The sequence below is a fragment of the Vibrio sp. Vb1127 genome (assembly GCF_033338735.1).
Lineage (GTDB): Bacteria > Pseudomonadota > Gammaproteobacteria > Enterobacterales > Vibrionaceae > Vibrio > Vibrio alginolyticus.
This window is the reverse complement of the sequence record NZ_JAWOTF010000004.1, coordinates 136,198-161,839: the sequence shown is the minus strand read 5'-3', so window position 1 is coordinate 161,839 and position 25,642 is coordinate 136,198. Positions and strand designations below refer to the sequence as shown.

Here is a 25,642-nt window from a genome sequence, read left to right as displayed (position 1 = left end):
GCCCGCTAATTTCTTAGCGGGCTTTTTCTAAAAGTGGCGGAGAGATAGGGATTTGAACCCTAGATACGCTATTAACGTATGCCGGTTTTCAAGACCGGTGCTTTCAACCACTCAGCCATCTCTCCGTTGTTGAGGCGCATAATATAAGGCTTTGAAAATGTTGTAAACCCCTAGTTGAACTGATTGGATGTTTACTGCGCAAATTTGTGGTTTGTGTTGTTTAAATAAACAAAAACTCCCCAAAAAGGGGAGTTTGAATAGTATATGGATTGCTAGGTATTAATCGTTTTTAGAATAAAAACGCTGTAACTCAGTTAAACCTTGCATCAAAACTGGCAACTTCGGTGCATCATCTCTAAGTCGTTTGTAGTTTTTGTCATACAGCTTGTAGTTGCCAAACTTATCGATCACTGTGGTTTGTGAGCTAGTAATTAAGGCAAGCTCGCGAGTATCGCCCGCCAAGATCCAGCGACGACGACTTTCATCGAATAGGTTGCGACCACTACTGTAATCATATGGGTTGGAAGATACGCCGAGCATATCTTGCAACAGTGTAACTGAGAGGTCCAAGTGACTTGTGCTGTGATTAAATTCGCCAGCCAGCATTCCAGGCCAATGGATCACCATCGGAACTTGTAATTGATAACGGCTGTAGTTGCTGTTTGCTCCCCAGCTGTTCGTATTGGTTTCGTTAAATTCACTACCGTGATTAGAAGTGATGATTACGATGGTGTTTGTCAGTTGTCCCGTCGTTTCTAGTTCATCAATAATACCGGCGATAGTTCTATCCGCCGACTTCACTGCATATTCATAAGCTTTTTTGAATCGCTCACTTGCGGGCATTTCTTCGTCATTATTTGAAGGAATCGATTCAAAATTATCAACGGTGGTGACTTCGATGTAACTAAACCATGGCTGACTTGCTTTCTCTGCTAACCATGTATTCCAGTTTGCGATAGATTGTTTATCGGTATGAGCTTGCGTGCCATCTAGGTCTTCCGCTAAGTTCAAGTCGCGGAAAATAATTTCTGAGTAGAGATCATCTTCAAACCCACTGCCACTGAATAAACCAAAGTTGTAGCCCTGATCTTTCAGTACATCGAGCAATACTGGGGAAGCACCTTGCGCCTTGATGCTTGATGCATAACTGGTCGGTAAGCCATAGAACAAACCAAAGGCCCCGTATGTATCATTACTTGAGCTGTAATGATTACGGAAGTTCTGATTGTTTTCAGCAAACTCATAGAGGTTAGGCATCTCTTCTTGGTTCAGCGCATCCGCTCGTAAATTGTTTATGCTGATCATCAACACATTGAGCTTATTAACTCGGCGGTTAAACTCAAGCTTTTCAAGAGGGTAGTTGACTAACTCTACGTTGCCTTCGTTTTCTGCTAAACGTTTTAGGTATTCCTCACGGTCAAGTAGACCATGTTTTTCCATAAAACTCTTCGCTGTCATCGGGTAAGACAACGGGAAGTTTGAACGCTGGCTAGTAATTGGGTTGTAAAAATACGCATCTGCCCAAATGTAAACCAAATGGCTGGTCATAAAGCTGAGGAAAAAGACGGCCGCGAGAGGGCGTCCTACGTGCTTATGAGATAGTTTGCGCTGTTTTCGCCATACCCATTCGGATAGTGCGAGTTGAATAAGGAAGATCAGCGGCATCACAACAAATAAATGTTGTAGGTCAGTGCTGAGTGCACTTTTGTCTTCGCTGAATAGTAACTCCCAGACAACGGGAGTTAAGTGCAAATTGATCGACTGATACGCTTGGGTATCAATTAATAATATGGTTTGCCCAACGGTTGCGAAAATCACTGCCACCAAACGGAACAATTTCCGCGATGGCAGGATAAACGTCAACGGGAATAGAACAAGCAAGTAAAGTGCGAAAACTAGAAAGCCAAAGTGACCAACCCAAGAAACCGCCAGATAAAACTGACCAAGTAACGTCTCGGGCCAAGGAGACTGAACAATGTAGCGTGTGCCTATCAACATCGATGCAACGATATTGAAGAATGCAAACCAGTGACCCCAACCAACTAGTCGAGATACACGTTCGCCGTATGAGTTTCCGCTGTCTACCATGTATGTGTTCTATTGTCCGTGATTAGTGTGTTTTTGGTGTTTCTAAAGAAGACATCAGCGCCTGAGCAAATTTTTCAGCAATCGCTTTGCGTTGTGAAGCAGCAACACGTTGATTTAAGACATTGGTTGCGATATTTCCGGCAATCATTAGCGTCAACTCAGGAGAAGCAGCGTGTTTTTCAAGAACTGTTGCTACTTCAGCAAGAATTTTTTCTACTTGCTCGTCAGTATATTTAGATGTAATCGGCATAAAGACTCTAATAATGATAGTAAAAGCGGCTTATGATAACCTACAATGCCCATCAACTAAAACCTTGTAGCAAGATAAAATCACTATGAGTCTTCATCTTTCAAACGTTATTCTGCATCAACTGTGCAAAAACGATCAGGACGAGCTGGTTGTAAACTTTCGTCTAGCATCATTAGAGAACGATGCATCTACAGAAAACTTAGTCGCGGAGCTTCACCGAGTATTCCATTCTAAAGCTGGTAAAGGTTTTGGCGCTTTCCAGTCAGACAGCGAATTTCAATTTTGGCTTCAAGAAATGCGCAAAGGAGAGCGAGATTTTTACGACTTCTCACAAATTAGTGCAAATCGCTTGAAAGAAGAGTTGATTAAGTACCCATTTGCGGATGAAGGTATCTTGGTTTTCGCTGAGTATCAGAGTTTAGCAACGGACTACTTGTTCATCGGTATCTTACCAATGAATCAAAGTTTAAAAGTGACCGAAGGTTTGGACATCAGTGCGACAGATTACTTAGATATCACCAAAATGGATATTGCCGCACGCATCGACCTGTCGAGCTACGAGACCGACAAGGAATCCAATCGTTATCTGCAATACATTAAAGGACGCGTTGGCCGTAAAGTGGCGGACTTCTTCCTAGATTTTCTGCAAGCGGATATTGGCTTAGATACTAAACAACAAAACTTAGTGTTGATGCAGGCGGTGGATGATTTTTGTGCTGACTCGAAGCTAGAAAAGCAAGAAGTGAACGAGTACAAGAAACAAGTTTACGACTACTGCAATGAGCAAATTAAATCCGGTGATGAAGTTCAAATCTCAGAACTTTCCGGAGAGCTTCCTCAAAGCCAAGATGGCACGAGCTTTATGGATTTCACCAAAGAGCAAGGGTACGAACTTGAAGAGTCTTTCCCAGGTGATCGTGCGACGGTTCGCAAACTGACTAAATTTGTTGGAGCTGGTGGTGGTTTGAATATTAGCTTCGATAGTCTCTTACTTGGCGAGCGTATTTTTTATGATCCAGAGACGGATACCTTAACGATTAAAGGGACGCCTCCAAATCTAAAAGATCAGTTAAGTCGCAATTAAAATCATATCGTTAAATAAAGAGAGCAAACGGCTCTCTTTTTTTATGTGAATAAGAAACATCCATAGTATATGCTTGTAATTAATGGAGATATGCGAGGGGCAAGTGTTGCTGAAGCCAAAAGAAGGAATACGGCGGTTTGTTTGGTTCTGGTTCGTTTTGTGGTGTGTTTTAGCACTTGGCATTTGGCTGCAAGCCAAACAAACGATTCAAACGATTTCGACTGTAAATGAGTTAGGAAGTAAAGTTGAAGAAGTCAGGCACTTTTTTAACTTCGATCTGCCTTACCGTGTTAAACACGTCGACCAAATTTCACTGAAACTTCAGTTGGCTTATGCAGTTCGCTTACAGCTTGAAAGTGAGTTTTCTGAAGGGAAAATCACACCAGACATCACTCAATTACTTTATACGACCGACCGATTTTTAGAAAGTGCTCGAGCTTTTGTAAGAAGTGACAGTGAATTGGTTTCGTTAGCAGAACAGTTACGAAGCAGCCGTGCTCGAACAGAAAACTCTGAGCAAATTCAGGCAATGTACTATCGCTTAGGTGCGCTTGTTTTTGAGTCTGTCTTTAGTGACTCTGCAACGAATAGCGATACTTACCGTGACTTAGACCGACTTTTTATTGAATCAGAGACGCTCTCTCCCGAAGAGCGAAGTGCTCTTCAGCGCCAGCTTGCTCAAACCTCAAGCGCACTATCTGCTCAGGCACAGGGCAGTTATTTATCCAATCACCTGCTTAATCCAGATTTCCCGAACCAGTTAACTTCGATAAATGATCAGTTGGAACAGAAGCTAATGACTTTTATTGTTTGGTTGTCTGTAATCAGTGGTTTGCTCCTTTTCCTCATTTCATGGGGAGCCTTCTCCCCAAAAACGATTCAACCGATACCACTACCCAGAACCGATGATAAAAAGTCAGAGCAAGTTGGCGATGATGAAAATGGAGCTAACGCTGTTCCCTCAGCTCAGTCAGAAAATTTTCAAAACGTCCAAATGAACGAAGAAAGTTGTAATGAGGTGAATTCATCACAAGTGGAAGTAGTGGAACGTGAGCCGTACATAGATATCAATAAAATGTTAGATTCTCTATCTGGTGACGAGGGCGCTGTGCGGATGTTACTGGAGGTCTTTATTCAGGATCACTCTGGCGATGGCACTAAAATGTATCAGCTGTTAGAAGAGGATAAAGAGCAAGCGCAAAGAGCCGCACACAGTCTTAAAGGGGTCTCAGGGAGTTTAGGTGCAATGCCATTGCACTGTATTTCGGGTGATATTGAACTGTTGATTAAACAAGGGCAAAAAGTGCCGGAAGAGAAGTTGGCATGTTTAGATGATGTCCTAAAACAAACCATACTTTTTGCTAATAATGTTCTCAATAGTGAAAAGATAACAGAAGCGCTAACAGATTGATATTGCTCTGACTTAATGTCATAAAAGTTGAGGTAATAAAGGCTCGAACTATATGACTTAGTTCGCTTTATTCCTGTTCTATACAATTTGTTAAAGGTGTTTTCATGTCCGTTCGCCGAATGTCTTCAATGATGTTGATAGGGCTGGTTATGATGCTTTCAGGGTGCTCCCTGCTCGAAGTCAAGATCGAGAGTCAAACCGTCCCCCTTACCAAACAAGAGCTCAATATGCGTCTTTTGACTCGTGAGTATGCGCAGCAGTTTTTTGCTCAGGTTGAGCAAGCAGCAGACGCACTACACGAACAATATGAGCCTCATGATAAAGTTCATCAATCTTATATTTTACTTTGGAAGATAAATGCTGAAGAAGGCATCCAAGCTTCTGCATACCAAGTGTCCCCAATGGCTGCACTGATTGATACATGGACTTTCACGCTACAAATGGAACAGTTCTTTACTACCGCTTCTGGTAATGAGCTCTTTGCGTCTGATGAGGCTAAGTTAGTTTCCGTTTATTTAGCGAAAGAGGTAGATAAACTGGCTCAATCTTTATTGAAGAAAGAAGCATACATCAAGACAAAAACGTTTGTTGCAGAGTTCGCCAAGCAGCATCCATTCGCTGATCTAAGCATGATTAGGACTCCGGCTTACCGTAGGTGGTTAGATGCAAACCAAATTAGCGAAGAGGAAGCCGTTACAACGCTAGGCACGATGCCAGAAGCACTCGGGGATGTCTCTGATCGTCTAAGTCTGGTATCAGAGCAGACACCAAAAATTATGACGTGGAAAGCGCAGTTGTTGGCCTTGAATAGCTCTGCCAGTATCGAAAAAGTCAATGCGGCGCTCAATAGTTTGCAAGTTACCGCTGATTCGATGAGGGATTTTATCGATAACAACCCAGAGTACATGCGTTATTTGGCAGAACAAATGGCGCTGGAGTTACAACCTTTGGTTGACGATATCGATCAAAGGACGGAGGCGCGTTTATCTCAGTTGGGTGAAGAACGCCAAGCTATAGAGCTGATGGTTGCCAGAGAGCGCCAAGAAATCGCACAGATCATTACCCATGAGCGCGAGAAGTTTGCTCAAGATATGGATCGAGTGTCGCAAGAGGTTGTGAATCTCGCCATGACTAAGCTGATTGAACTTGTCAAAAGTACCATCATCTACTTTATTCTGTTCATTGCCGTTATATTCTTTGCACCGCTTGGATTGGGCTATTGGTTTGGGAAGCGTGCAGCCGTGAAAGCGCCAGTCAAACAAAGCTAACGATTTGTTTTGGAAATAAAAAAAGAGCGCTTTAAAGCGCTCTTTTTTAGTATTGAATTCGGAAGGGAGGTTCTTCCTATCTCTGCGAAGTTAAGCGGTTTGCTGCTTTAATTCGCCTTCAGCTTCTTCAACTGCTTCTGCTGTTGGTTCGCACTTATCAACAAACCAACCCATGTAAGAAGTGAAGATCGTTACGATGATACATACAAAACTCAGCCACATGAACGGGGCATAAGACAGTGTAGCAACACCCAAAATACTGGCCATGTAGATACCGTTGTCACTCCAAGGGACCATACCTGAGGTTAGCGTGCCGCCAAATTCTGCGTTACGAGACAAATTCTTACGTTTGTAGCCTAGACGGTCATAGTTCTTCGCACAGATTTTTGGGGTCAGAATAAGTGAAACGTACATCGCTGAACCAAATACGTTGCCCATAAAGGCCGTACCAATTGTGCTTGTTGCCAATGAACCTGCACTTTGAACGCGTTTTTCAAACAGCTTCGCGATAGTCTCTAGCACGCCTACTTTATCTAGTAGACCGCCAAAACCAAGGCCGAATACGATAACCGCTACCGACCCAAGCATTGAAGACATGCCGCCACGGTTAAGGATTGAGTCAATGAAATCTACGCCAGATGAGATTGCAAACGGAGCCCAAGCCGTGTTGAACGCAGTTAGGAAATCGACATCTTGGATCATCACTGCCCAAATAATACCTAGCAGAGAACCAAAACTGATCACTGGGAATGAAGGTATACGCATCGCTAGAAGTGACAATACGATGATCACAGGAACAAATGAGTAAGGGGTGATGTAGAACTGCTGTTCCATCGCTTTAATGACAGAGTCTACCTGGCTCATGTCAACTTGACCTGCGTAGTGGAAGCCAAATGCAGTAAACATAATGCCTGTAATAATGTAGCTAATGAGTGCTATCGGCAACATGCCTTTAATATGTTCCATCACTTCAACGTTAGACATAGATGAAGCAAGGATTACTGAATCCGATAGAGGCGACATTTTGTCACCAAAGTAACAGCCTGAAAGTACGGCACCTGCAGTGATTGGCGCAGGAACACCAAGACCTTGACCGATACCCATCATTGCAATACCTGCCGTGCCAGCCGCACCCCAAGATGTGCCAGTCGCTAGCGCAGTCAATGAACAGATGATCATGGTCGCGAGCAAAAAGATGGAAGGGTGGATTGCTTTAAGGCCGTAGTAAATAATGGTTGGAACAATACCACCAGAGATCCAAGTACCTACAAGCGCGCCAACGGCCAAAAGGATTAAAACGGCTCCAAGTCCATTGGAAATGCCATTTAGTGCTGCTTTTTCCAGATCTTTATACTGATGGCCAAGCTTTATGCCCAATATCATGACAATGAACCAACCGATGTATAGCGCTAGCTGAATCGGTAGGTCTAGCTTGGCTGTGAACGAAAATGCCAGCAGGAGAAATAAACCGAGCGAGATAAATACCTGTATCAAGCTTGGTAGGCGTGGTGTAACTTGCTTCATATGTGCCTCTGTCAATCTTGGAGCAATAGAGGAAGGCGCTCCTTGTTGTAATCGCGCATAACATACATTAACAAAAATTATATTTCGAACATTTGGTGTTTTATCTTGATGTTCGTCGGTAAAAACGTTTGCTTGTGAAATTAACTGTTAGTTTGTTTTAACTTTTTTGGTTTTAAATGTTGTGTAATGTGAAATTATTGTGCTTCATGTGTTATTTTCTCATTGAGTGGTAAGACCAATTAGGGGACTAAAGTGCTTTCCCTACTTGAAAAATGGTTAAAACCGCAAACCAAACACTAAAAAATCTCGTGTAACCCGGTTTTTCAGAGGAAAAGGTTAAAAAACGCGCTTATTTACAAAATAGGGGTTGAGATTTTGCTGTGAAAAATTAACTATGGGGTAGGTTTTTTAATACATGGAGAGTTAATACGATGAGAGTTGGTTTAGTTGGTTGGCGCGGTATGGTTGGTTCAGTCCTTATGCAGCGTATGGTTGAAGAGAAAGACTTCGACCTAATCGAACCAGTATTCTACAGTACTTCTCAAGTTGGTATTCCTGCTCCTAACTTAGGAAAAGACGCAGGCTTACTGCAAGACGCGTATGATATTGAAAGCTTAAAACAGCTTGATGCGGTAATCACCTGTCAAGGTGGTAGCTACACAGAAAAAGTTTTCCCTGCACTTCGTCAGGCTGGTTGGAAAGGCTACTGGATTGACGCGGCCTCTACGCTACGTATGGCTGAAGATTCGATCATCACACTTGATCCAGTGAACTTAAAGCAAATCCAACAAGGCATCCACGGTGGCACGAACACATTTGTCGGTGGTAACTGTACGGTTAGTTTAATGCTAATGGGGCTAGGTGGTCTATTTGAGAAAGGCCTTGTTGAGTGGACAAGCGCAATGACTTATCAAGCCGCATCTGGTGCTGGTGCGCAAAATATGCGTGAGTTGATCTCGCAAATGGGCGTTATCAATGACTCTGTGAGCTCTGAACTTGCAAACCCATCAAGCTCTATCCTAGATATTGATAAGAAAGTTGCGGATACAATGCGCAGCGGCTCTTTCCCTACAGATAAATTCGGTGTGCCACTAGCTGGTTCGTTGATCCCATGGATCGATGTGAAGCGCGATAATGGTCAGAGTAAAGAAGAGTGGAAAGCGGGCGCTGAGGCGAATAAAATTTTGGGTTCTCAAAGTTCACCTGTTCCAATTGACGGTACTTGTGTGCGTATTGGCGCGATGCGTTGTCACTCTCAAGCACTTACTATCAAGCTTAAACAAAATGTACCAATGGACGAAATCGAAGAAATCATCGCCACTCATAACGATTGGGTGAAAGTGATTCCTAACGACCGTGACATCACTGCTCAAGAGCTAACGCCGGCAAAAGTTACGGGCACAATGTCTGTACCAGTGGGTCGTCTACGTAAGATGGCAATGGGTGATGATTTCCTAAATGCTTTCACTGTTGGTGACCAACTGCTTTGGGGTGCTGCGGAGCCATTGCGTCGTACTCTGCGAATTATTTTGTCTGAGAAAGCATAATCACATCAATCCTTTATTTGATGACAAAATAAAAGAGCTCCTTAGGGAGCTCTTTTTTCATGCGTCGTCTTCCGTTCGAACGACTCTTTTGTCTGGATCGGCCAGTTCACTACCACAATGTTTACAGTAAATTGCGTCAGAGTCGTGCCCTGCGTGGGAGCAGTTTGGGCATTTCACCAATACTTTGTGCGATTGCATCTCTTGGTGCAGTTCGGCAGTGAAAATACCTGTAGGTACCGCCAAAATGGAATAACCCAGTAACATGGTGAGTGATGCAAGCCCTTTACCTAGGTCTGTTTGAGGGACCAAGTCACCATAACCAACCGTTGTGATGGTCACGATCGCCCAATAAATACTTTTAGGAATGCTAGTAAATCCGTTTTCAGGTCCTTCAATGATAAAAATCAATGAGCCGAAAATCGTTACCATAATGGCGACGGAACTAAAGAAGATAAAAATCTTTCTGCGCGCCATAAGCAGTGAACGTAAGAGGATATTGGACTCTTGGAGGTATCGGACTAACTTGAGTATGCGGAATATTCGCATCACTCGCAGCGCCCTGATCACACCCATAAACGAAGCGGATGGGAAGAAGAGTGCTAAATAGGTGGGCAAAATCGCAAGTAAATCGACGACACCATAAAAACTCTTTGCGTAGGCGGCAGGTTTAGGAGAGCAATAAAGCCTTAGAAGGTATTCAATCGTGAATAGGCCAGTAAATGTGTATTCAATAAACTTCAGCTCTTTTTCCCACTCGGCCCGAACGGAGGGTATCGAATCTAACACCAGTACGATTAACGAACTGATGATCGCGATAATGAGAGCAATATCGAACGTTTTACCAGCTTTGGTATGAGTACCAAAAATGGTGACATATAGAGTATGTTTAAGAGAGTCAGTCGTCATGACAAAGCGATCCATTGTTGAATCGCTCTATCATACAATTTTATAGAAACTCAGGCTAATCCTGGAAATAAGTTGCGTAAGCCATTCGCAATGAACTCTATGCCAAGCGCGCCCAATATCAAACCCATGATACGAGTAATGACGTTGATTCCAGTTTGACCTAAAAATCGTACGATCAATGGGGCAGAACGGAATAATAGCCATGAACAAAGGCAGAACAAACCAATCGTAATACTAATGCCCACGGTATCGAACATGCTTGGGTAGCGTGCACCATAAACAATAGTCGAACTGATTGCACCAGGACCTGCCATTAAAGGCATTGCAAGAGGGACCACACCAATCTGTTCACGACTGACGTATTCCGTTTTCTCTTGTTTGTTCTGCTTATCTTCCCCCAGTTTACCGCTCATCATCGAGAATGCGATGCTAAGTAATAGCAACCCGCCAGCGACACGAAACGAATCCAGAGAAATACTGAACATGTCTAACAGTAACTGACCAGCAAAAAGCGAAATGATCAGGATGACCGCAACAGCCACATTTGCTGTTGTTGCCGTATTGCGCTTTTCGTCTGGTGTCATATGCCCGGTTAGTGACACAAACACAGGCATGATACCAACAGGGTTTACTGCGGCGACCAAACCGAGAAAAAACTGCAAGAAGATAGCAAGTTCAAAAGTTTGCATGTTGCGTACTCATCAAAGTTCACATTAGTGAAAAGGAGAAGGGGTAATTTGGGCGTAATGTAAGGCAAAAGTTAGGTTGTAAGAAATGAAAAAAACTAACGCATTCCCTGCCATTTAAGTGAGAAAAACTAATTCTTTAATAAACTGTATCTAATCTGGAAAGGAAATGTTACGTATAAAGTTGCTGATAAATCGCACTGTTTTACATAAACGTTAACATTCGCACATTTTTGATAAAAACCAAGGTGGTTTGTAGAGAGATGTATTCGGTTCGATATACTCTCAGTAGCACAAAGAATTGGGCCTACATGTAATTTTGTTGGTCAAAAATGAAACTTTTTTACAGGTTGTTGTAGTTTCTTTTATTTATTTGTCCATTTGCTTCTTTTTTACTCAATAAAAAATGAGAGTTAATTTATTTGTTTATCAGTGATTTATGTCATTTTGGTGTGATGAGGCACCACTTTGGTAGTATTTAGGTGGTGAGAACTGATCCAAGTCAATTTTTTTCACACTCTGAAATATTATACTCAGTCCTGAAAGCAATTTACTAAGACGTTTGTTTTCTAAGTGACTGATAAACAGTAAAAACGATAAGTAATAGCCTTAGTAAAAAGTTTTTAATATTTGTTAATTTTAGGAGATTCCCTATGCCTGTAACTAATATGGCTGAACTAGATGCAATGGTTGCTCGCGTTAAGAAAGCGCAAGAAGAGTTCGCTACTTACTCTCAAGAGCAAGTAGATAAAATCTTTCGTGCAGCATCGCTTGCAGCTAACCAGGCCCGTATCCCGCTAGCTCAACAAGCGGTAGAAGAATCTGGTATGGGTATTGTTGAAGATAAAGTAATCAAGAACCACTTTGCTTCTGAGTTTATCTACAACAAATACAAAGACGAACAAACGTGTGGCATCTTAGAAGAGGATGACAACCTAGGTACTATGACTATCGCTGAGCCTGTAGGCATCATCTGCGGTATCGTACCAACGACTAACCCAACTTCTACAGCGATCTTCAAATCTCTAATCTCTTTGAAGACTCGTAACGGTATCATCTTCTCACCACACCCACGTGCGAAAAACTCAACTAACGATGCAGCTAAACTCGTTCTAGATGCAGCAGTAGCAGCAGGCGCACCAAAAGACATCATCGGTTGGATCGACCAGCCTTCTGTTGAGCTTTCAAACGCTCTAATGAAACACGATGACATCGCTCTTATCCTTGCAACTGGTGGTCCAGGCATGGTTAAAGCCGCTTACTCTTCTGGTAAGCCAGCAATCGGTGTAGGTGCAGGTAACGTTCCTGTTGTTATCGATGAAACAGCAGACATCAAACGTGCTGTTGCTTCTATCCTTATGTCTAAGACTTTCGACAACGGTGTAGTATGTGCTTCTGAGCAGGCTGCAATCGTAGTTGACGAAGTATACGACGAAGTGAAAGAGCGTTTTGCTTCTCACAAAGCGTATGTCCTAAGCAAAGCAGAAGCTGATAAAGTTCGTAAAGTTCTTCTTATCGATGGCGCGCTAAACGCGAAAATCGTAGGTCAGCCAGCAGCAGCAATCGCTGAAATGGCAGGCGTTAAAGTTCCAGCAGACACTAAAGTTCTTGTTGGTGAAGGTCTGGGTAAAGTATCTCACGATGACGCATTCGCTCACGAGAAACTATCTCCAACTCTAGGTCTATTCCGTGCTGACAACTTCGAAGACGCGGTTGCTCAAGCGGTAACTATGGTTGAGATTGGTGGTATCGGCCACACATCTGGTCTTTACACTAACCAAGATACTAACGCTGATCGTATCCGTTACTTCGGTGACAAGATGAAGACAGCTCGTATCCTAATCAACATCCCGACTACTCACGGTGGTATCGGTGACTTGTACAACTTCAACGTTGCGCCATCTCTAACGCTAGGTTGTGGTTCTTGGGGTGGTAACTCTATCTCTGAGAACGTAGGTCCTAAACACCTAATCAACAAGAAAACTGTAGCGAAGCGAGCTGAAAACATGTTGTGGCATAAACTACCTAAGTCAATCTACTTCCGTCGTGGTAGCCTTCCAATCGCGCTGGGCGACCTAGAAGGTAAGAAACGTGCATTCCTAGTAACTGACCGTTTCCTATTCAACAACGGTTACGCAGATGACGTAGTAAGCCTACTAAAAGCTCAAGGCATGGAAGTTCAAACATTCTTCGATGTTGAAGCTGACCCAACACTGTCTGTAGTAGAAAAAGGTGCGGCTCAAATGGCTAGCTACCAACCTGACGTTATCCTAGCGCTAGGCGGTGGTTCACCAATGGATGCAGCGAAAATCATGTGGGTAATGTACGAACACCCAGAAACTCACTTTGAAGAACTAGCAATGCGCTTTATGGACATCCGTAAACGTATCTACAAGTTCCCTAAAATGGGTAAAAAAGCTGAGCTTGTATGTATCACTACAACTTCAGGTACTGGCTCAGAAGTTACTCCATTCGCGGTTGTTACTGACGACAAGACTGGTGCGAAATACCCACTAGCTGACTACGAAATCACGCCAAACATGGCAATCGTTGATGCGAACCTAGTAATGAACATGCCTAAGTCTCTGACAGCATTTGGTGGTTACGATGCAGTAACTCACGCTCTAGAAGCTTACGTATCAGTTCTTGCTAACGAATACTCAGATGGCCAAGCTCTTCAAGCACTTAAGATGCTAAAAGAGTACCTACCATCAAGCTATGCGAACGGTGCAAATGACCCAATCGCTCGTGAGAAAGTACACAACGCAGCTACTATCGCTGGTGTTGCATTTGCGAACGCATTCCTAGGTGTTTGTCACTCAATGGCTCACAAACTGGGTGCTGAGTTCCACTTGCCACACGGCCTAGCTAACGCACTACTTATCTCTAACGTGGTACGTTACAACGCGAACGACAATCCAACTAAACAAACTGCGTTCTCTCAATACGACCGTCCACAAGCACGTCGTCGTTACGCTGAAGTTGCTGACCACCTAGGCCTAAGCCAAGAAGGTGACCGTACTGCTCAGAAGATTGAACGTCTACTAGCATGGTTGGATGAACTAAAAGTTAACCTAGACATCCCAATGTCTATCCAAGCGGCAGGTGTTGCTGAATCAGATTTCGTAGCGAAACTGGATGAGCTAGCGGTAGAAGCGTTCGATGACCAATGTACTGGTGCGAACCCACGTTACCCTCTAATCAGCGAACTTAAAGATGTGTTGATGGCTTCTTACTACGGTAAAGCATTTGTTGAAGGCGAAACTTTCGAAGGTACAACTGTTATCAAGAAGAAAGCAGACCAAGAAGCAGCAAAAGCAGCACCTAAAGCAAAGAAAGAAAAAGCTGACGCGTAATTAAAAAATCGAGTGAGCAAGGTTTTCGCTAGCACGGAACCTTAATCGGGAAAAGGTTAAAGCCCCAGTCAAATGACTGGGGCTTTTTTTATTTTGGTGCAGGAGTTACATCTGGCTTGGGAAAACAGAGTTGCTGTGTATGCTTACACTTCGGTCGCAACTACTCGGCCACTGAAGTATTCATTCGCGACGATGTATGCTGTGTTGCGGACTAGTTCGTCTTGGATCTCAGCCCAGTGTCTCTCGTTGAGCTCTTCTTTTGTATGATTTACCGAGGGAATAACGCCGCCCACTCGAATGTTGAATGGTGTGAGTTCTTTTGCCCAGCTGTGAGTAAAACCTGACACCAACGCCGCCATGCTTTCAACTCCCGTAAAGTCTTCATGGTTGTCATGAGAAATGACGTTAACAATGACGCCTTTCTTGTTTCTGGCTCGAAAGCGCTCTGCTCCTACTTGGCCGTAGGTATAAAGGAAGCGTGCCGCAGACGACAAGTGATCAATGTAAGTACTCATTGGTTCTGGCGCCATTAAGCCAGGCATAGGAGAGCTGGTCCAGCAATTAACAATCACATCTGGTGTCGCACGTAGCTGTGATTCTATCTGGTCAAACAATAAGTTAATGGACGTTGTGTTATCACTACACACATTCATCGCATACACTTTGTCAGTGAAAGCGCTGATTTGCTCATAGCTCGCTCTCAAAGCGCTAGAATTTTGGTCACAAAGAATCAACGTTGCTCCAAGGTGAGCAAAGTGATTTGCACAGGTTCTTCCTATAACCGAACCTGCAGACGTGACGAGAATAATTGATTCTTTGATATCCATAGCACCTTCACTGTATCCATATGTGAAAAACAATACACCAGTGGTTTGTGCTAATAGCATGGTTGAAATTCGTTGGGTTCAGTGTGAAAGGCTTCAAACTAACGCTTTCGAGTGAGGACTATTGTGCGGTAATTTGTAAGATGTCACATTTCTGACGTGTAGGTATTGCAAGCTATTGGATAAAAAGCGGATCTCTATGCTTTAGCTTGAATTTGATGCTGACGTTGAGCCGTCACTAGCTGATTATATAGCCCAGCATCTGGGATCAGTTGTTTGTTGCGTTCGCCCAATCTGCGTCGCTCATGACCAGATAGGTTGTGATAAACCTCCTCTGGTAGGTTGAATGTGTCTTCAGGCAGGTAAGTCAGCGCATCTGGTTTTAGGTAATGGCTCAGCTTTGCGGAAGGCAATCCTGCATCGTGAAACTGTTTCGCTTGTTCAGCTGCGAGTTCATAGCTGCTGCTATCAGAACGAAGAGCTTGAGGTTGCGATAAACCCAATTGTTGGCGAAGAATACTGTCACTGGTGATGACTTCCTGGACCTCTTCAACCGGGACTACATCGCGAACATCATTAGAGAACATAGACAGAATCAGCGAGAAATCCGCACGACGACCTTCGTGTACGGCATGGTTAATACCATTACCGAACTGAAGTTCGTTGATAATTGCAGCTTGGTCTAACGTATGAATTTGCATGATGTTCCTCGCTCGATGCTCTTTTAACGGCGTGGATAAGAAGAACTTTAGTAAAAGAGGGAATTATTTAAAGGTGCTAGGGAAGGCGAAACAAAAAAGCCCGCTAAATAGCGAGCTTTTGAATAAGACTAAATTGAACTTAGGGGGAAGTATATTACTTCGCTAGGTTCTCAGCTACGAAGTCCCAGTTTACTAGAGCCCAGAAGCCGTTCATGTAATCAGGACGTACGTTGCGGTAATCGATGTAGTACGCGTGTTCCCATAGGTCAACAGTTAGAAGTGGTGTTGTACCTTCTTCTGTTAGAGGAGTAGCAGCGTTAGAAGTGTTAACGATCTCTAGAGAACCGTCAGCTTTCTTAACAAGCCAAGTCCATGAAGAACCGAAGTTGTTGATTGCTGAATCAGTAAACTTCGCTTTGAATTCTTCAAAAGAACCGAATGCTGCGTTGATAGCGTCTGCAACTGCGCCAGTTGGCTCGCCGCCCGCATTTGGAGCAAGACAGTGCCAGTAGAACGTGTGGTTCCAGATTTGCGCTGCGTTGTTGAATACGCCACCAGTAGAAGTCTTGATGATCTCTTCTAGAGTTTTGCCTTCGAACTCAGTACCAGGGATAAGACCGTTAAGCTTAACAACGTAAGTGTTGTGGTGCTTACCGTGGTGGTAGTCTAGAGTCTCTGCTGAGATGTGTGGTTCTAGTGCGTCTTTCGCGTAAGGAAGAGCTGGTAGTTCAAATGCCATTACTCGATTCTCCATTGATTTGAAAGGATGACCTTTCGATTGCTTCCAGTGTTTTTTTATAGCTATGTCGCCTTTAAGGCTGACTTGCTAAGTATTTTAGCAAGTTTTTACTTTATTAAAACCCCGATATGAAAATATTTTAAGAGGTTAGCAGTGGTGAAGTGCTGCATTGCTCGCCAATGAGCAATCTAAAATTAAGCCTTATTAATTATATGGTTTTTATTCTGTCGTTATTGAGTAGAATGTGGCAAATAAATAAAGTTCAAACCCATGAATGAGGAAGCGATGGAAACTATCGACAAAATCAAACAGCAGATCTCTGAAAACTCAATCCTGCTGTACATGAAAGGATCACCGAAACTACCTAGCTGTGGTTTCTCTTCTCAAGCGTCACAGGCACTAATGGCATGTGGTGAGAAGTTCGCTTACGTAGACATTCTGCAAAACCCAGATATCCGTGCTGAGTTACCAAAGTACGCGCAATGGCCAACTTTCCCTCAACTATGGGTTGAAGGCGAGCTTATCGGCGGTTGTGACATTATTCTAGAAATGTTCCAAAAAGGTGAACTGCAGCCTCTAATCAAAGAAGCAGCAGCGCGCGCTGAAGATCAAGCTGAGTAATTCGTAAATACTCACGTTTAGCGATAGAATACGAAGGAGCCGTACTGGCTCCTTTTTCTTTTTAGGTTAGTGGAATGAACATAAAGCTTTACTACGTGCATGACCCAATGTGCAGTTGGTGTTGGGGTTACAAACCAACGCTGGATAAACTAAAACAGCAACTGCCAGGTGTGATTCAGTTTGAGTATGTGGTTGGTGGTCTTGCGCCAGATACTAATTTACCGATGCCGCCCGAGATGCAACAAAAACTCGAAGGTATTTGGAAGCAGATTGAGCGCCAGTTAGGCACTAAGTTTAACTACGATTTCTGGAAGCTTTGTACACCAGTAAGAAGCACTTACCAATCTTGTCGTGCGGTTATTGCAGCGGGCTTTCAAGATTCTTATGAGCAGATGCTAGAAGCGATTCAGCATGCGTATTACTTACGTGCGATGCCTCCTCATGAAGAAGCCACTCACTTGCAATTAGCGAGAGAAATTGGCTTGAATGTTCAGCAATTCAAGAATGACATGGATGGCTCTTTCTTAGAAGGTGTGTTCGAAGATCAATTGAGCCTTGCAAAGAGCCTAGGTGTGAACTCTTACCCTAGCTTGGTTCTAAAAATTAACGACGCTTATTTTCCGATTGCCGTCGATTACCTGTCGACAGAACCAACCTTGAAGCTGATTCGTGAGCGTATTATTGACAATATGCCAGCGCAATAACCACAGTTATGAATAACAAAAAGCCGCTCATTGAGCGGCTTTTTCGTAACTAATGTATATCCATCCAAACAATAGTATTAAAGCACCATTGCTGCAATCCAACCAAAGATGATTAGAGGGATATTGTAATGGATAAAGGTTGGAACGACTGTTTCCCAAATGTGCTCATGTTGACCGTCGGCATTTAGACCAGATGTAGGGCCTAATGTAGAGTCAGAAGCTGGAGAGCCTGCATCACCTAACGCCGCCGCAGTACCTACCAGTGCAATCGTTGCCATCGGCGAGAAGCCAAATGCTAGCGCAAGAGGCACATAGATAGTTGCAAGAATTGGAATCGTAGAGAACGATGAACCAATGCCCATTGTTACCAACAGACCAACGATCAGCATCAGTAGTGCAGCTAAAGGCTTATTGTCACCGATGCTGGTTGATAGCGATTGTACTAGTGTTTCAACACCGCCAGTTTGCTTCATTACTGCTGCAAAACCTGCCGCTGCAATCATGATGAAGCCAATCATTGCCATCATGTGTACACCTTTAGTGAACACGTCGTGCGTCTCTTTCCATGCAATAACGCCGCCGAAAGTAAACACCATAAAGCCAGCTAGAGCACCGATAATCATTGAACCCGTGTAAAGCTGAACACCCAATGCAGCGACAATACCAAGTGCCGCAACCAAGATGTGCTTTTTATTGATGACATGATCGGTTTCGTCAACGACAGTCAACTCAGTTTCTTTGTAGACACGCGGTTTACGATAGCTAACAAAGATAGCCAGTAATAGACCAAACAGCATACCTGCACCAGGCAGTAACATGGCGGTTGGGACTTGGCTTGCAACCACATTCTCCAAACCGTTGTCATGTAGGTTCTTTAACAGAATGTTGTTTAAGAAAATACCGCCGAAACCAACAGGCAAGATCATGTAAGGTGTGATCAAACCGAAGGTAAGAACACACGCGACCAAACGTCGATCGAGCTTAAGTTTCGCAAATACGCCCAAAAGAGGTGGAATCAAAATTGGAATAAAGGCGATATGGACCGGAATTACGTTCTGAGATGACATAGTGACAAGAACGAGCGCGACTAACACCGCGTACTTTAACCCGGTAGTTGACGCCGAGTTTTCTTTACCATTTAAGCGCTTGATAACACTTTTGGCCAGTAGATCCGTGATGCCTGATTTCGAGATGGCAACAGCGAAAGTACCTAACATGGCGTAGCTTAGCGCAATAGTTGCACCGCCACCTAGACCACTTTCAAATGCGGCAACCGTATCCCCAAGGCTCATGCCTGCGACTAGGCCGCCTACGATGGCACTAAACGTGAGGGCAACCACCACGTTTACGCGCATCAATGCTAACACGAGCATGACGCACACTGATATAACGACAGGATTCATACTTTTCCTAATATGTTGTGTTTACTTATTATTCTTCGTCGACAAGCGGCCAACCGCCGAGGGCCTTCCATTTGTTGACAATACCGCAGAATAATTCTGCTGTTTTTTGTGTATCGTAAAGCGCAGAGTGTGCTTCACGGTTATCAAATTCCATCCCGGCTGTTTTGCATGCTTTAGCGAGAACTGTTTGGCCATAAGCAAGGCCACTTAATGTAGCCGTATCAAAAGTAGCAAAGGGATGAAAAGGGACTCTTTTTAGTTTACAGCGTTCATTTGCTGCATTTACAAAACCCAAGTCGAATGCTGCGTTATGAGCAACCATAATTGCACGTGAGCAATCTGCGGCTTTTTGTTCTTTGCGAATAAGCTTATAAATTTCCTTTAGCGCCTCTTGCTCAGAAACAGCACCACGAAGAGGGCTGAAAGGGTCACGAATACCATTGAATTCAAGCGCTTCTTTTTCTAAGTTAGCGCCTTCAAATGGTTCCACATGAAAATGAATGGTGGAGGCCGGATGCAACACGCCATGTTCGTCCATTTTCAACGTAACGGCACAGATTTCTAAAAGTGCATCAGTTTGAGCATTGAAACCAGCGGTCTCAACGTCTACTACCACAGGGAAATAACCACGAAAGCGTTTTTTCAAGGTTAGAGCTTCATTTTCTAGTGTCATGTTGGCTTATTTTTGTGTGACGAAGGCTGCATTATTGCAGATTATACCGATGAGAAAAACCGCAATTTAAGAGAAAACCGGAATTCTATTTTGCATCCAATCAATAAGTTTGTATTGCATATTATGTAGACGTTTATTCGCCATACTTTGCATCATGTAAACCGATAAAACATGAGGAAGTAAAACGCTAAGTGGCGGTTAAGGTGATTGTAACACGGTGGCTCACATTAATGGCAGTGTGACAGGTAATCCTATATTGGCGAGATTTTTGCATGCCGGTTGAAGTGGTTTTATTGATGCAAATTGACGGCAACAGACTGCCGTTTAAGAGACAGTATTAGATGAAGAAATGGCTGATTACCAGTGGTGTTGTATTTTCGTTGTTTAGCACAAGCAGCTTCGCTTTGATGGGCAAACGTTATGCTGCGACTCCACAGCAATCTCAATGGGAAATGGTGGTCAATACACCATTAGAATGTCAGCTTGTACACCCCATTCCAAGCTTTGGAGATGCGGTATTTTCATCTCGTGCGAATAAAAAAATCAATTTAGACTTTGAGTTAAAAATGCGTCGCCCGATGGGAGAAACACGTAACGTCAGTCTCATTTCTATGCCGCCACCTTGGCGACCAGGTGAACACGCCGATCGAATTACAAACCTAAAGTTTTTTAAACAGTTTGATGGTTATGTCGGAGGGCAAACAGCATGGGGCATTTTGTCTGAGCTGGAAAAAGGCCGTTATCCGACTTTTAGCTACCAAGATTGGCAGAGCCGAGATCAGAGAATTGAAGTCGCATTGTCATCAGTACTATTTCAAAACAAGTACAACGCGTTTAGCGACTGTATTTCCAACTTATTGAAATACAGTTTCGAGGACATTGCTTTTACGATTTTGCACTACGAAAGACAAGGTGATCAGTTAACCAAGGCTTCTAAAAAGCGTTTATCACAAATTGCAGATTATATCCGACATAATCAAGATATCGATCTCGTGCTGGTGGCGACGTACACAGATTCAACCGATGGTAAAAGTGCGAGTCAAAGTTTATCAGAGCGACGTGCAGAGTCACTTCGTGATTACTTTCAGTCTCTAGGGCTACCGGAAGATCGAATTCAAGTGCAAGGGTACGGCAAGCGTCGTCCTATTGCAGATAACGGTTCGCCAATAGGAAAAGACAAAAACCGCCGAGTCGTGATATCTCTAGGGCGAACCCAAGTGTGATGCTTATAAAAACGCCGAAGCTGAAAGCTTCGGCGTTTTTGATTTACTGACGTTGTTAATAATATTTTAGTGGTATTTTGCCAAGTACCTTTCGGTGATTCCTACTGTATAATTTGAATGTTAGTTTAAGCGGAATTTGGCAATGACTTCGCAATTGGTTGCGGTATCTATTTTTTCAACCTGTTTGGCAATAGCCGGATTAGGGTGACGCTTCATAAAGTCTATCAACGCCTTAGTACAGCATCCTATCGAGTCGATAAAGCTTGCACACTCTTTATTTGGGCATTGTGGGATAAGTGTTAAGACTTTCTCAGAGGCCAGTTGAAGGTATTTGAGTTCATAGTCAGTATCTCCAGCCCAACGCCAGAACTGAGCTAAGTTATGACAAGAAATCACAGAAATTAATAATCGCTCGTCCGCCTCAATTTCCACACATTCGCTGATATCTTCACTCAGGCTTAGGGCTTGCTGGTAATGAAGAATGCTGCGAACAGGGTCATCTAGTTGAAGTGCCGTATCGGCTAGAAGTGTGTGTTTTTCCCATTCACTGATCATTATCGTAATCCCGCATATCGAAGTTGCGGATAAATCTAAACGATAACTATTATCAAGTAAAGGGTTTTGTTTATAAAAGGACAGGCAGATCGCAGACCTGCCTGTAATCGGAGTTCAACTTGCAGTACAAGTGATTATTAGAAGTGCCGCTTAGCCTTCAAGACCTGATGAAGCTTGCTTGTTTTGAATAAGCTCAATCATATAACCATCTGGGTCTTTTACGAATGCAATGTGCGTGCTTCCGCCTTTTACTGGACCTGGCTCACGCGTCACATTACCGCCCGCCGCTTTGATAGCGTCGCAAGTTGTGTAGATATCATCAACACCAATGGCGATATGACCAAAAGCAGTACCTAGGTCATACTCAGTTTTACCCCAGTTGTAAGTCAGTTCGATCACTGCACCTTGGGATTCGTCACCATAACCAAGAAACGCTAGCGTGTATTCGTACTCTTTATTTTCGTTAGTACGAAGCAGCTGCATGCCCATAACTTCAGTGTAAAACTTGATGGATTTGTCTAGATCACCTACGCGAAGCATAGTGTGGAGAATTCGACCGTTTGACATTTTTTGCTCCTAGCTTTGATTTACAAATAGCATTAGCTATCTGGGTATACTTTCTCTTTATATTCGCACAAATCTTCGATAATACAGCTACCGCAGCGAGGCTTTCTTGCTACGCACGTATAACGACCATGAAGAATGAGCCAGTGGTGCACATCGAGTTTGAACTCTTTTGGCACAACTTTTAATAGCTTCTGCTCGACATCATCAACCGTTTTTCCCATCGCAAATTTAGTGCGATTCGACACGCGATAAATGTGCGTATCGACGGCAATAGTTGGCCAACCAAAAGCGGTGTTGAGCACGACGTTTGCGGTCTTGCGACCTACGCCTGGTAGCGCTTCTAACGCGGCACGATCTTCAGGAACTTCACCATTGTGTTTTTCCAACAAGATCTTACAAGTCTTGATTGTGTTTTCTGCCTTTGAGTTAAACAAACCGATGGTCTTTATGTATTCTTTTAAGCCATCGACTCCCAAATCAAGAATGCTTTGAGGTGTATTCGCTACAGGGAAAAGCTTGTCGGTGGCTTTATTGACGCTTACATCGGTTGCTTGAGCTGATAGTAATACAGCGATTAGCAGCTCAAAAGGGGAGCTCCAGTTAAGCTCAGTTTGAGGATTCGGATTGTTTTCTCGTAATCGCTCAAGAATCTCGATTCTTTTTATTTTGTTCATTGCTGACTTCCAATACCGTCTCTGCGGTTTATGAAAAAGGCTCCTATGACAGAGCCTTATCTTGTTATGCGTTAGTGACGCGAGCACGTTCTATGGTTGGTTTTTCTTCTTTTGGTTGACGTGCCTGAATTGAATTATCTATGACATTTTTGAGCGCTATCAACAGCCCAACACCGATAAATGCACCAGGTGGGAGAAGCGCTAACAGGAAGCTATTGTCAAATTGGAAAACTTGAATCCGTAGAGCTGAAGCCCAGTCTCCTAGGAGAAGGTCTGCTCCGTCGAATAGTGTGCCATTACCAATCAATTCGCGCATGGCACCTAAAACAACCAAGACGCTCGTCATACCAAGGCCCATCCACAAACCATCTAGCGCAGCGGGTGCAACATCATTTTTTGACGCGTAAGCTTCTGCTCGGCCAATAATAATGCAGTTCGTTACAATCAGAGGAATAAAGATACCTAGAGACAGGTACAAACCGTACGCATAGGCATTCATTAACAACTGAACGCAGGTAACGAGTGAGGCAATGATCATAACGAATACAGGTATACGGATCTCTTTTGGCACATAGTTACGAATAAGAGAAACTGTTACGTTGGATCCAACTAGCACGAGTAAGGTTGCAATACCAAGACCTAATGCATTGGTTATCGTGGAAGAAACCGCTAGCAGTGGACATAAGCCCAGCAGTTGTACGAGAGCGGGGTTGTTACTCCACATACCGTTTTTCATCAGTAATTTATTCTCATTCATTACTGCTCTCCTTCACAGCCTAACGGCTGGTTAAGAATGTCTTCACGAGATTGGTTTACGTAGTTAACGGTATTTCGCACCACTTTTACGACGGCTCTTGGCGTGATCGTTGCACCAGTAAATTGATCGAAATCGCCGCCATCTTTACGAACTTTCCACGAATTCCAATTGTTTTCCGTGACTTGTTTTCCTGTAAAGCTCAGGATCCAGTCGGTGACACGAAGATCGATTTTATCGCCCAGACCAGGGGTTTCTTGGTGGTTTAGGACGCGTGTCCCCAAAATATTGCCCTGATTATCAATCCCAGTAATCACTTTTATCTCACCATTGTAGCCATCTGGCGCGATAGATTCTATTGCGATTGCTGTTGGTTCACCATTCTTCGTGGCGAGGTAGGCTGGCATCGCACGTAATGTCCCCAGATCTGGAGACGTGACCATTGTACAAGCTTGCGTGAGTGCGTTGTCATGCATGTTTTCTGGAATGACTTGATTCAAAACAGAAAGTAATTGTTTTTGCTCTTGTACCTTGATTTGGTCTTTTGTTAGGTACTGAGTAAGGGCGACTAATCCGGTTGTTGCACATGCAAATATCGCGAGTGTCAGACCATTTTTTCTAATAGCGGTTAACATGTTTACCTCAGTGACCGTAAGTTCTAGGTTTGGTGTAGTAATCGATCAGTGGCACACACATATTTGCAAGCAACACTGCAAATGCAACACCATCTGGGAAACCGCCCCAACTGCGAATGATAAAAACCAAAGCACCAATAAGCGCACCGAAGATTAAACGTCCTTTGACGGTGGTAGACGCCGAAACGGGATCGGTTGCAATAAAGAATGCGCCAAGCATGGTTGCACCAGATAACAAGTGTAAAATTGGCGACGCAGTTTCCCCTGGCGTCAGCAACGTGAACACTAGGCTAAACAGAGTCAGACTCGCAAGGAAACCTGCTGGAATATACCATTGGATGATACGCTTTTTGATCATGACTATGCCGCCAAGAAGGTAAGCAAGGTTTACCCATTGCCAACCAATACCACCTAAGCCATCAAATATCGGCTGCGACATTACTTCGCTTGGAGTGGCACCTGTAAGAATGCCAGTCTTAAATGCATCAAGTGGTGTCGCCATTGTCACACCGTCAACACCTGAGCGAACTTGCTGAAGTGATAAGCCGTCGTAATCATAGCCCGTAAAAATTAAAGAGAGTGTATCTGCAAAATTTACATGATCAGGTATGAGTGATGTCGGTGCACTCCAACTCGTCATTTGTACTGGGAAAGAGATCAACAAGACCACATAAGCGACCATTGCAGGGTTGAATAAGTTTTGTCCAAGGCCACCATAGAGGTGTTTAGCGATTACTATCGCAAAAATAAGCCCGATCACCATAATCCACCACGGAGACCATGGTGGTATAGCAACGGCTAACAACCAAGCGGTAACTATTGCACTGTTATCACGTAGCGCTCTCATTGGTGAGCGTTTACGACAGATCATGACTAAGGCTTCAAGGGATACAGCGACTGCAATGGCAAAAATCAGCTGAATCAGCGTACCCCAGCCAAAGAAGTAGGTTTGAGCTACTAAACCTGGAAGTGCGCAAAGTGCCACCCATTTCATTAAGTCTGGCGTATTACGACGACTGTGGGTATGCGGTGAACTGGCAATAAAAAACGACACTACTCGTTCTCCTCAGTATTATTTTTATTAGCTTCTTGTTGCGCTTTGCGTGCCTTCGCGCGCGCAATTGCTGCGGCAACCGCGGCTTTCTTCGGATCCACTTCTGGTTCTTCAGAAGTTGCGTCTTCAACAGGCTCAGTTTGCGTTTCTTGCTTCGCTTTACGTGCTTTGGCACGTGCAATGGCAGCTGCCACGGCGGCTTTTTTCGGATCTTCGGTTTGCTCGGCAGGTGCTTCAGCTTCTTCCGCTTCAGCTGAGTCTGCTTGCTTCGCTTTACGAGCCTTCGCGCGCGCAATTGCTGCGGCAACCGCGGCTTTTTTCGGATCCACTTCTGGTTCTTCAGAAGTTGCGTCTTCAACAGGCTCAGTTTGCGTTTCTTGCTTCGCTTTACGTGC

24 protein-coding genes, 1 tRNA gene and 1 pseudogene are annotated in these 25,642 nt (G+C 43.8%); 8 read left to right on the top strand and 18 right to left on the bottom strand.

The genetic code is table 11. The annotated features are described in order from the left end of the window. Positions 1 to 34 precede the first annotated feature (34 nt). From R7H07_RS08615 to R7H07_RS08605, 3 genes are all read right to left on the bottom strand, one after another. Positions 35 to 125, bottom strand: a tRNA-Ser gene (locus R7H07_RS08615). Positions 126 to 279: 154 nt separating this feature from the next. Next, the gene (locus R7H07_RS08610; RefSeq protein WP_005380721.1) at positions 280 to 2,088 is read right to left on the bottom strand and encodes a DUF3413 domain-containing protein; all 1,809 of its coding nucleotides are present in this window, start codon (positions 2,086 to 2,088) and stop codon (positions 280 to 282) included. A gap of 22 nt (positions 2,089 to 2,110) precedes the next feature. Then, the gene (locus R7H07_RS08605; RefSeq protein WP_005380722.1) at positions 2,111 to 2,338 is read right to left on the bottom strand and encodes a YejL family protein; all 228 of its coding nucleotides are present in this window, start codon (positions 2,336 to 2,338) and stop codon (positions 2,111 to 2,113) included. 85 nt (positions 2,339 to 2,423) lie between these two features. Between R7H07_RS08605 and yejK the strand changes: the two genes are divergently transcribed. The 3 genes from yejK (at position 2,424) to R7H07_RS08590 (ending at position 6,101) form a co-directional block, all read left to right on the top strand. Next, entirely contained in the window at positions 2,424 to 3,422 is a 999-nt protein-coding gene (gene yejK, locus R7H07_RS08600; protein WP_206959633.1) for a nucleoid-associated protein YejK, read from the top strand. 82 nt (positions 3,423 to 3,504) lie between these two features. Beyond that, positions 3,505 to 4,833 (top strand): Hpt domain-containing protein, encoded by a 1,329-nt coding sequence (locus R7H07_RS08595; RefSeq protein ID WP_158156753.1) that lies wholly within the window; start codon positions 3,505 to 3,507, stop codon positions 4,831 to 4,833. 104 nt (positions 4,834 to 4,937) lie between these two features. Next, positions 4,938 to 6,101, top strand: a complete 1,164-nt coding sequence (locus R7H07_RS08590; protein ID WP_158156751.1) for a chemotaxis protein — start codon at positions 4,938 to 4,940, stop codon at positions 6,099 to 6,101. A 90-nt stretch (positions 6,102 to 6,191) separates the two neighbouring features. Here the strand turns inward: R7H07_RS08590 and nhaC are convergent, their stop codons facing one another. Beyond that, positions 6,192 to 7,625 (bottom strand): Na+/H+ antiporter NhaC, encoded by a 1,434-nt coding sequence (nhaC, locus tag R7H07_RS08585; RefSeq protein WP_206959635.1) that lies wholly within the window; start codon positions 7,623 to 7,625, stop codon positions 6,192 to 6,194. Between the two features lie 431 nt (positions 7,626 to 8,056). On the opposite strand from nhaC, the gene asd reads away from it, so the two are divergent. Beyond that, entirely contained in the window at positions 8,057 to 9,172 is a 1,116-nt protein-coding gene (gene asd / locus R7H07_RS08580; protein WP_005380727.1) for an aspartate-semialdehyde dehydrogenase, read from the top strand. A 57-nt stretch (positions 9,173 to 9,229) separates the two neighbouring features. Here the strand turns inward: asd and R7H07_RS08575 are convergent, their stop codons facing one another. Together R7H07_RS08575 and R7H07_RS08570 are read right to left on the bottom strand one after the other, a co-directional pair. Further along, positions 9,230 to 10,093: an ion transporter gene (locus tag R7H07_RS08575; protein ID WP_005380728.1), complete on the bottom strand. Its 864-nt coding sequence runs from the start codon at positions 10,091 to 10,093 to the stop codon at positions 9,230 to 9,232. 35 nt (positions 10,094 to 10,128) lie between these two features. Then, complete coding sequence (locus tag R7H07_RS08570; RefSeq protein ID WP_104975506.1) at positions 10,129 to 10,767, bottom strand: YchE family NAAT transporter; 639 nt, start codon at positions 10,765 to 10,767, stop codon at positions 10,129 to 10,131. Positions 10,768 to 11,417: 650 nt separating this feature from the next. Here R7H07_RS08570 and adhE point away from each other — a divergent pair. Beyond that, the gene (gene adhE / locus R7H07_RS08565) at positions 11,418 to 14,120 is read left to right on the top strand and encodes a bifunctional acetaldehyde-CoA/alcohol dehydrogenase (RefSeq protein ID WP_005380731.1); all 2,703 of its coding nucleotides are present in this window, start codon (positions 11,418 to 11,420) and stop codon (positions 14,118 to 14,120) included. A 143-nt stretch (positions 14,121 to 14,263) separates the two neighbouring features. On the opposite strand, the gene R7H07_RS08560 is transcribed toward adhE, so the two are convergent. The 3 genes from R7H07_RS08560 to sodB form a co-directional block, all read right to left on the bottom strand. After that, a complete protein-coding gene (locus tag R7H07_RS08560) occupies positions 14,264 to 15,007 on the bottom strand; it encodes an SDR family oxidoreductase (protein WP_005380732.1) in 744 nt (247 codons plus the stop codon). 134 nt (positions 15,008 to 15,141) lie between these two features. After that, the gene (locus R7H07_RS08555; protein WP_206959637.1) at positions 15,142 to 15,645 is read right to left on the bottom strand and encodes a VC2046/SO_2500 family protein; all 504 of its coding nucleotides are present in this window, start codon (positions 15,643 to 15,645) and stop codon (positions 15,142 to 15,144) included. 154 nt (positions 15,646 to 15,799) lie between these two features. Continuing rightward, positions 15,800 to 16,384, bottom strand: coding sequence for a superoxide dismutase [Fe] (gene sodB / locus R7H07_RS08550; protein WP_005396533.1), 585 nt, complete (start codon positions 16,382 to 16,384; stop codon positions 15,800 to 15,802). 285 nt (positions 16,385 to 16,669) lie between these two features. Between sodB and R7H07_RS08545 the strand changes: the two genes are divergently transcribed. Beyond that, a complete protein-coding gene (locus R7H07_RS08545) occupies positions 16,670 to 17,005 on the top strand; it encodes a Grx4 family monothiol glutaredoxin (RefSeq protein ID WP_017635833.1) in 336 nt (111 codons plus the stop codon). Between the two features lie 74 nt (positions 17,006 to 17,079). Continuing rightward, positions 17,080 to 17,709 (top strand): DsbA family protein, encoded by a 630-nt coding sequence (locus tag R7H07_RS08540; RefSeq protein WP_017635834.1) that lies wholly within the window; start codon positions 17,080 to 17,082, stop codon positions 17,707 to 17,709. Between the two features lie 77 nt (positions 17,710 to 17,786). Here the strand turns inward: R7H07_RS08540 and R7H07_RS08535 are convergent, their stop codons facing one another. Together R7H07_RS08535 and rnt are read right to left on the bottom strand one after the other, a co-directional pair. Continuing rightward, on the bottom strand, positions 17,787 to 19,112 hold the full coding sequence (locus R7H07_RS08535) for a Na+/H+ antiporter family protein (protein ID WP_017821192.1): 1,326 nt from the start codon (positions 19,110 to 19,112) through the stop codon (positions 17,787 to 17,789). 28 nt (positions 19,113 to 19,140) lie between these two features. Continuing rightward, the gene (gene rnt, locus R7H07_RS08530) at positions 19,141 to 19,785 is read right to left on the bottom strand and encodes a ribonuclease T (protein WP_005384888.1); all 645 of its coding nucleotides are present in this window, start codon (positions 19,783 to 19,785) and stop codon (positions 19,141 to 19,143) included. A 341-nt stretch (positions 19,786 to 20,126) separates the two neighbouring features. Here rnt and motY point away from each other — a divergent pair, with 341 nt between their 5' ends. Then, positions 20,127 to 21,008, top strand: coding sequence for a flagellar protein MotY (gene motY / locus R7H07_RS08525; protein WP_005384887.1), 882 nt, complete (start codon positions 20,127 to 20,129; stop codon positions 21,006 to 21,008). 120 nt (positions 21,009 to 21,128) lie between these two features. Here motY and R7H07_RS08520 read toward each other — a convergent pair whose 3' ends face one another. The 7 genes and pseudogenes from R7H07_RS08520 to R7H07_RS08490 all read right to left on the bottom strand — a co-directional run. Continuing rightward, positions 21,129 to 21,563, bottom strand: a complete 435-nt coding sequence (locus tag R7H07_RS08520) for a DUF2753 domain-containing protein (protein WP_005384886.1) — start codon at positions 21,561 to 21,563, stop codon at positions 21,129 to 21,131. Positions 21,564 to 21,713: 150 nt separating this feature from the next. Then, the gene (gloA, locus tag R7H07_RS08515) at positions 21,714 to 22,130 is read right to left on the bottom strand and encodes a lactoylglutathione lyase (protein WP_017635317.1); all 417 of its coding nucleotides are present in this window, start codon (positions 22,128 to 22,130) and stop codon (positions 21,714 to 21,716) included. Between the two features lie 32 nt (positions 22,131 to 22,162). Beyond that, positions 22,163 to 22,804, bottom strand: coding sequence for an endonuclease III (gene nth / locus R7H07_RS08510; RefSeq protein ID WP_005380743.1), 642 nt, complete (start codon positions 22,802 to 22,804; stop codon positions 22,163 to 22,165). A gap of 64 nt (positions 22,805 to 22,868) precedes the next feature. Next, positions 22,869 to 23,561, bottom strand: coding sequence for an electron transport complex subunit E (locus R7H07_RS08505; RefSeq protein ID WP_005380745.1), 693 nt, complete (start codon positions 23,559 to 23,561; stop codon positions 22,869 to 22,871). Continuing rightward, positions 23,561 to 24,193: an electron transport complex subunit RsxG gene (rsxG, locus tag R7H07_RS08500; protein WP_047103464.1), complete on the bottom strand. Its 633-nt coding sequence runs from the start codon at positions 24,191 to 24,193 to the stop codon at positions 23,561 to 23,563. Before rsxG ends, R7H07_RS08505 begins: the two co-directional genes overlap by 1 nt. Before the next feature lie 7 nt (positions 24,194 to 24,200). Then, entirely contained in the window at positions 24,201 to 25,247 is a 1,047-nt protein-coding gene (rsxD, locus tag R7H07_RS08495; RefSeq protein WP_033907336.1) for an electron transport complex subunit RsxD, read from the bottom strand. Further along, positions 25,247 to 25,642 (bottom strand): annotated as a pseudogene (locus R7H07_RS08490) (electron transport complex subunit RsxC); the annotation flags it as partial. The gene rsxD and the pseudogene R7H07_RS08490, both read right to left, overlap by 1 nt.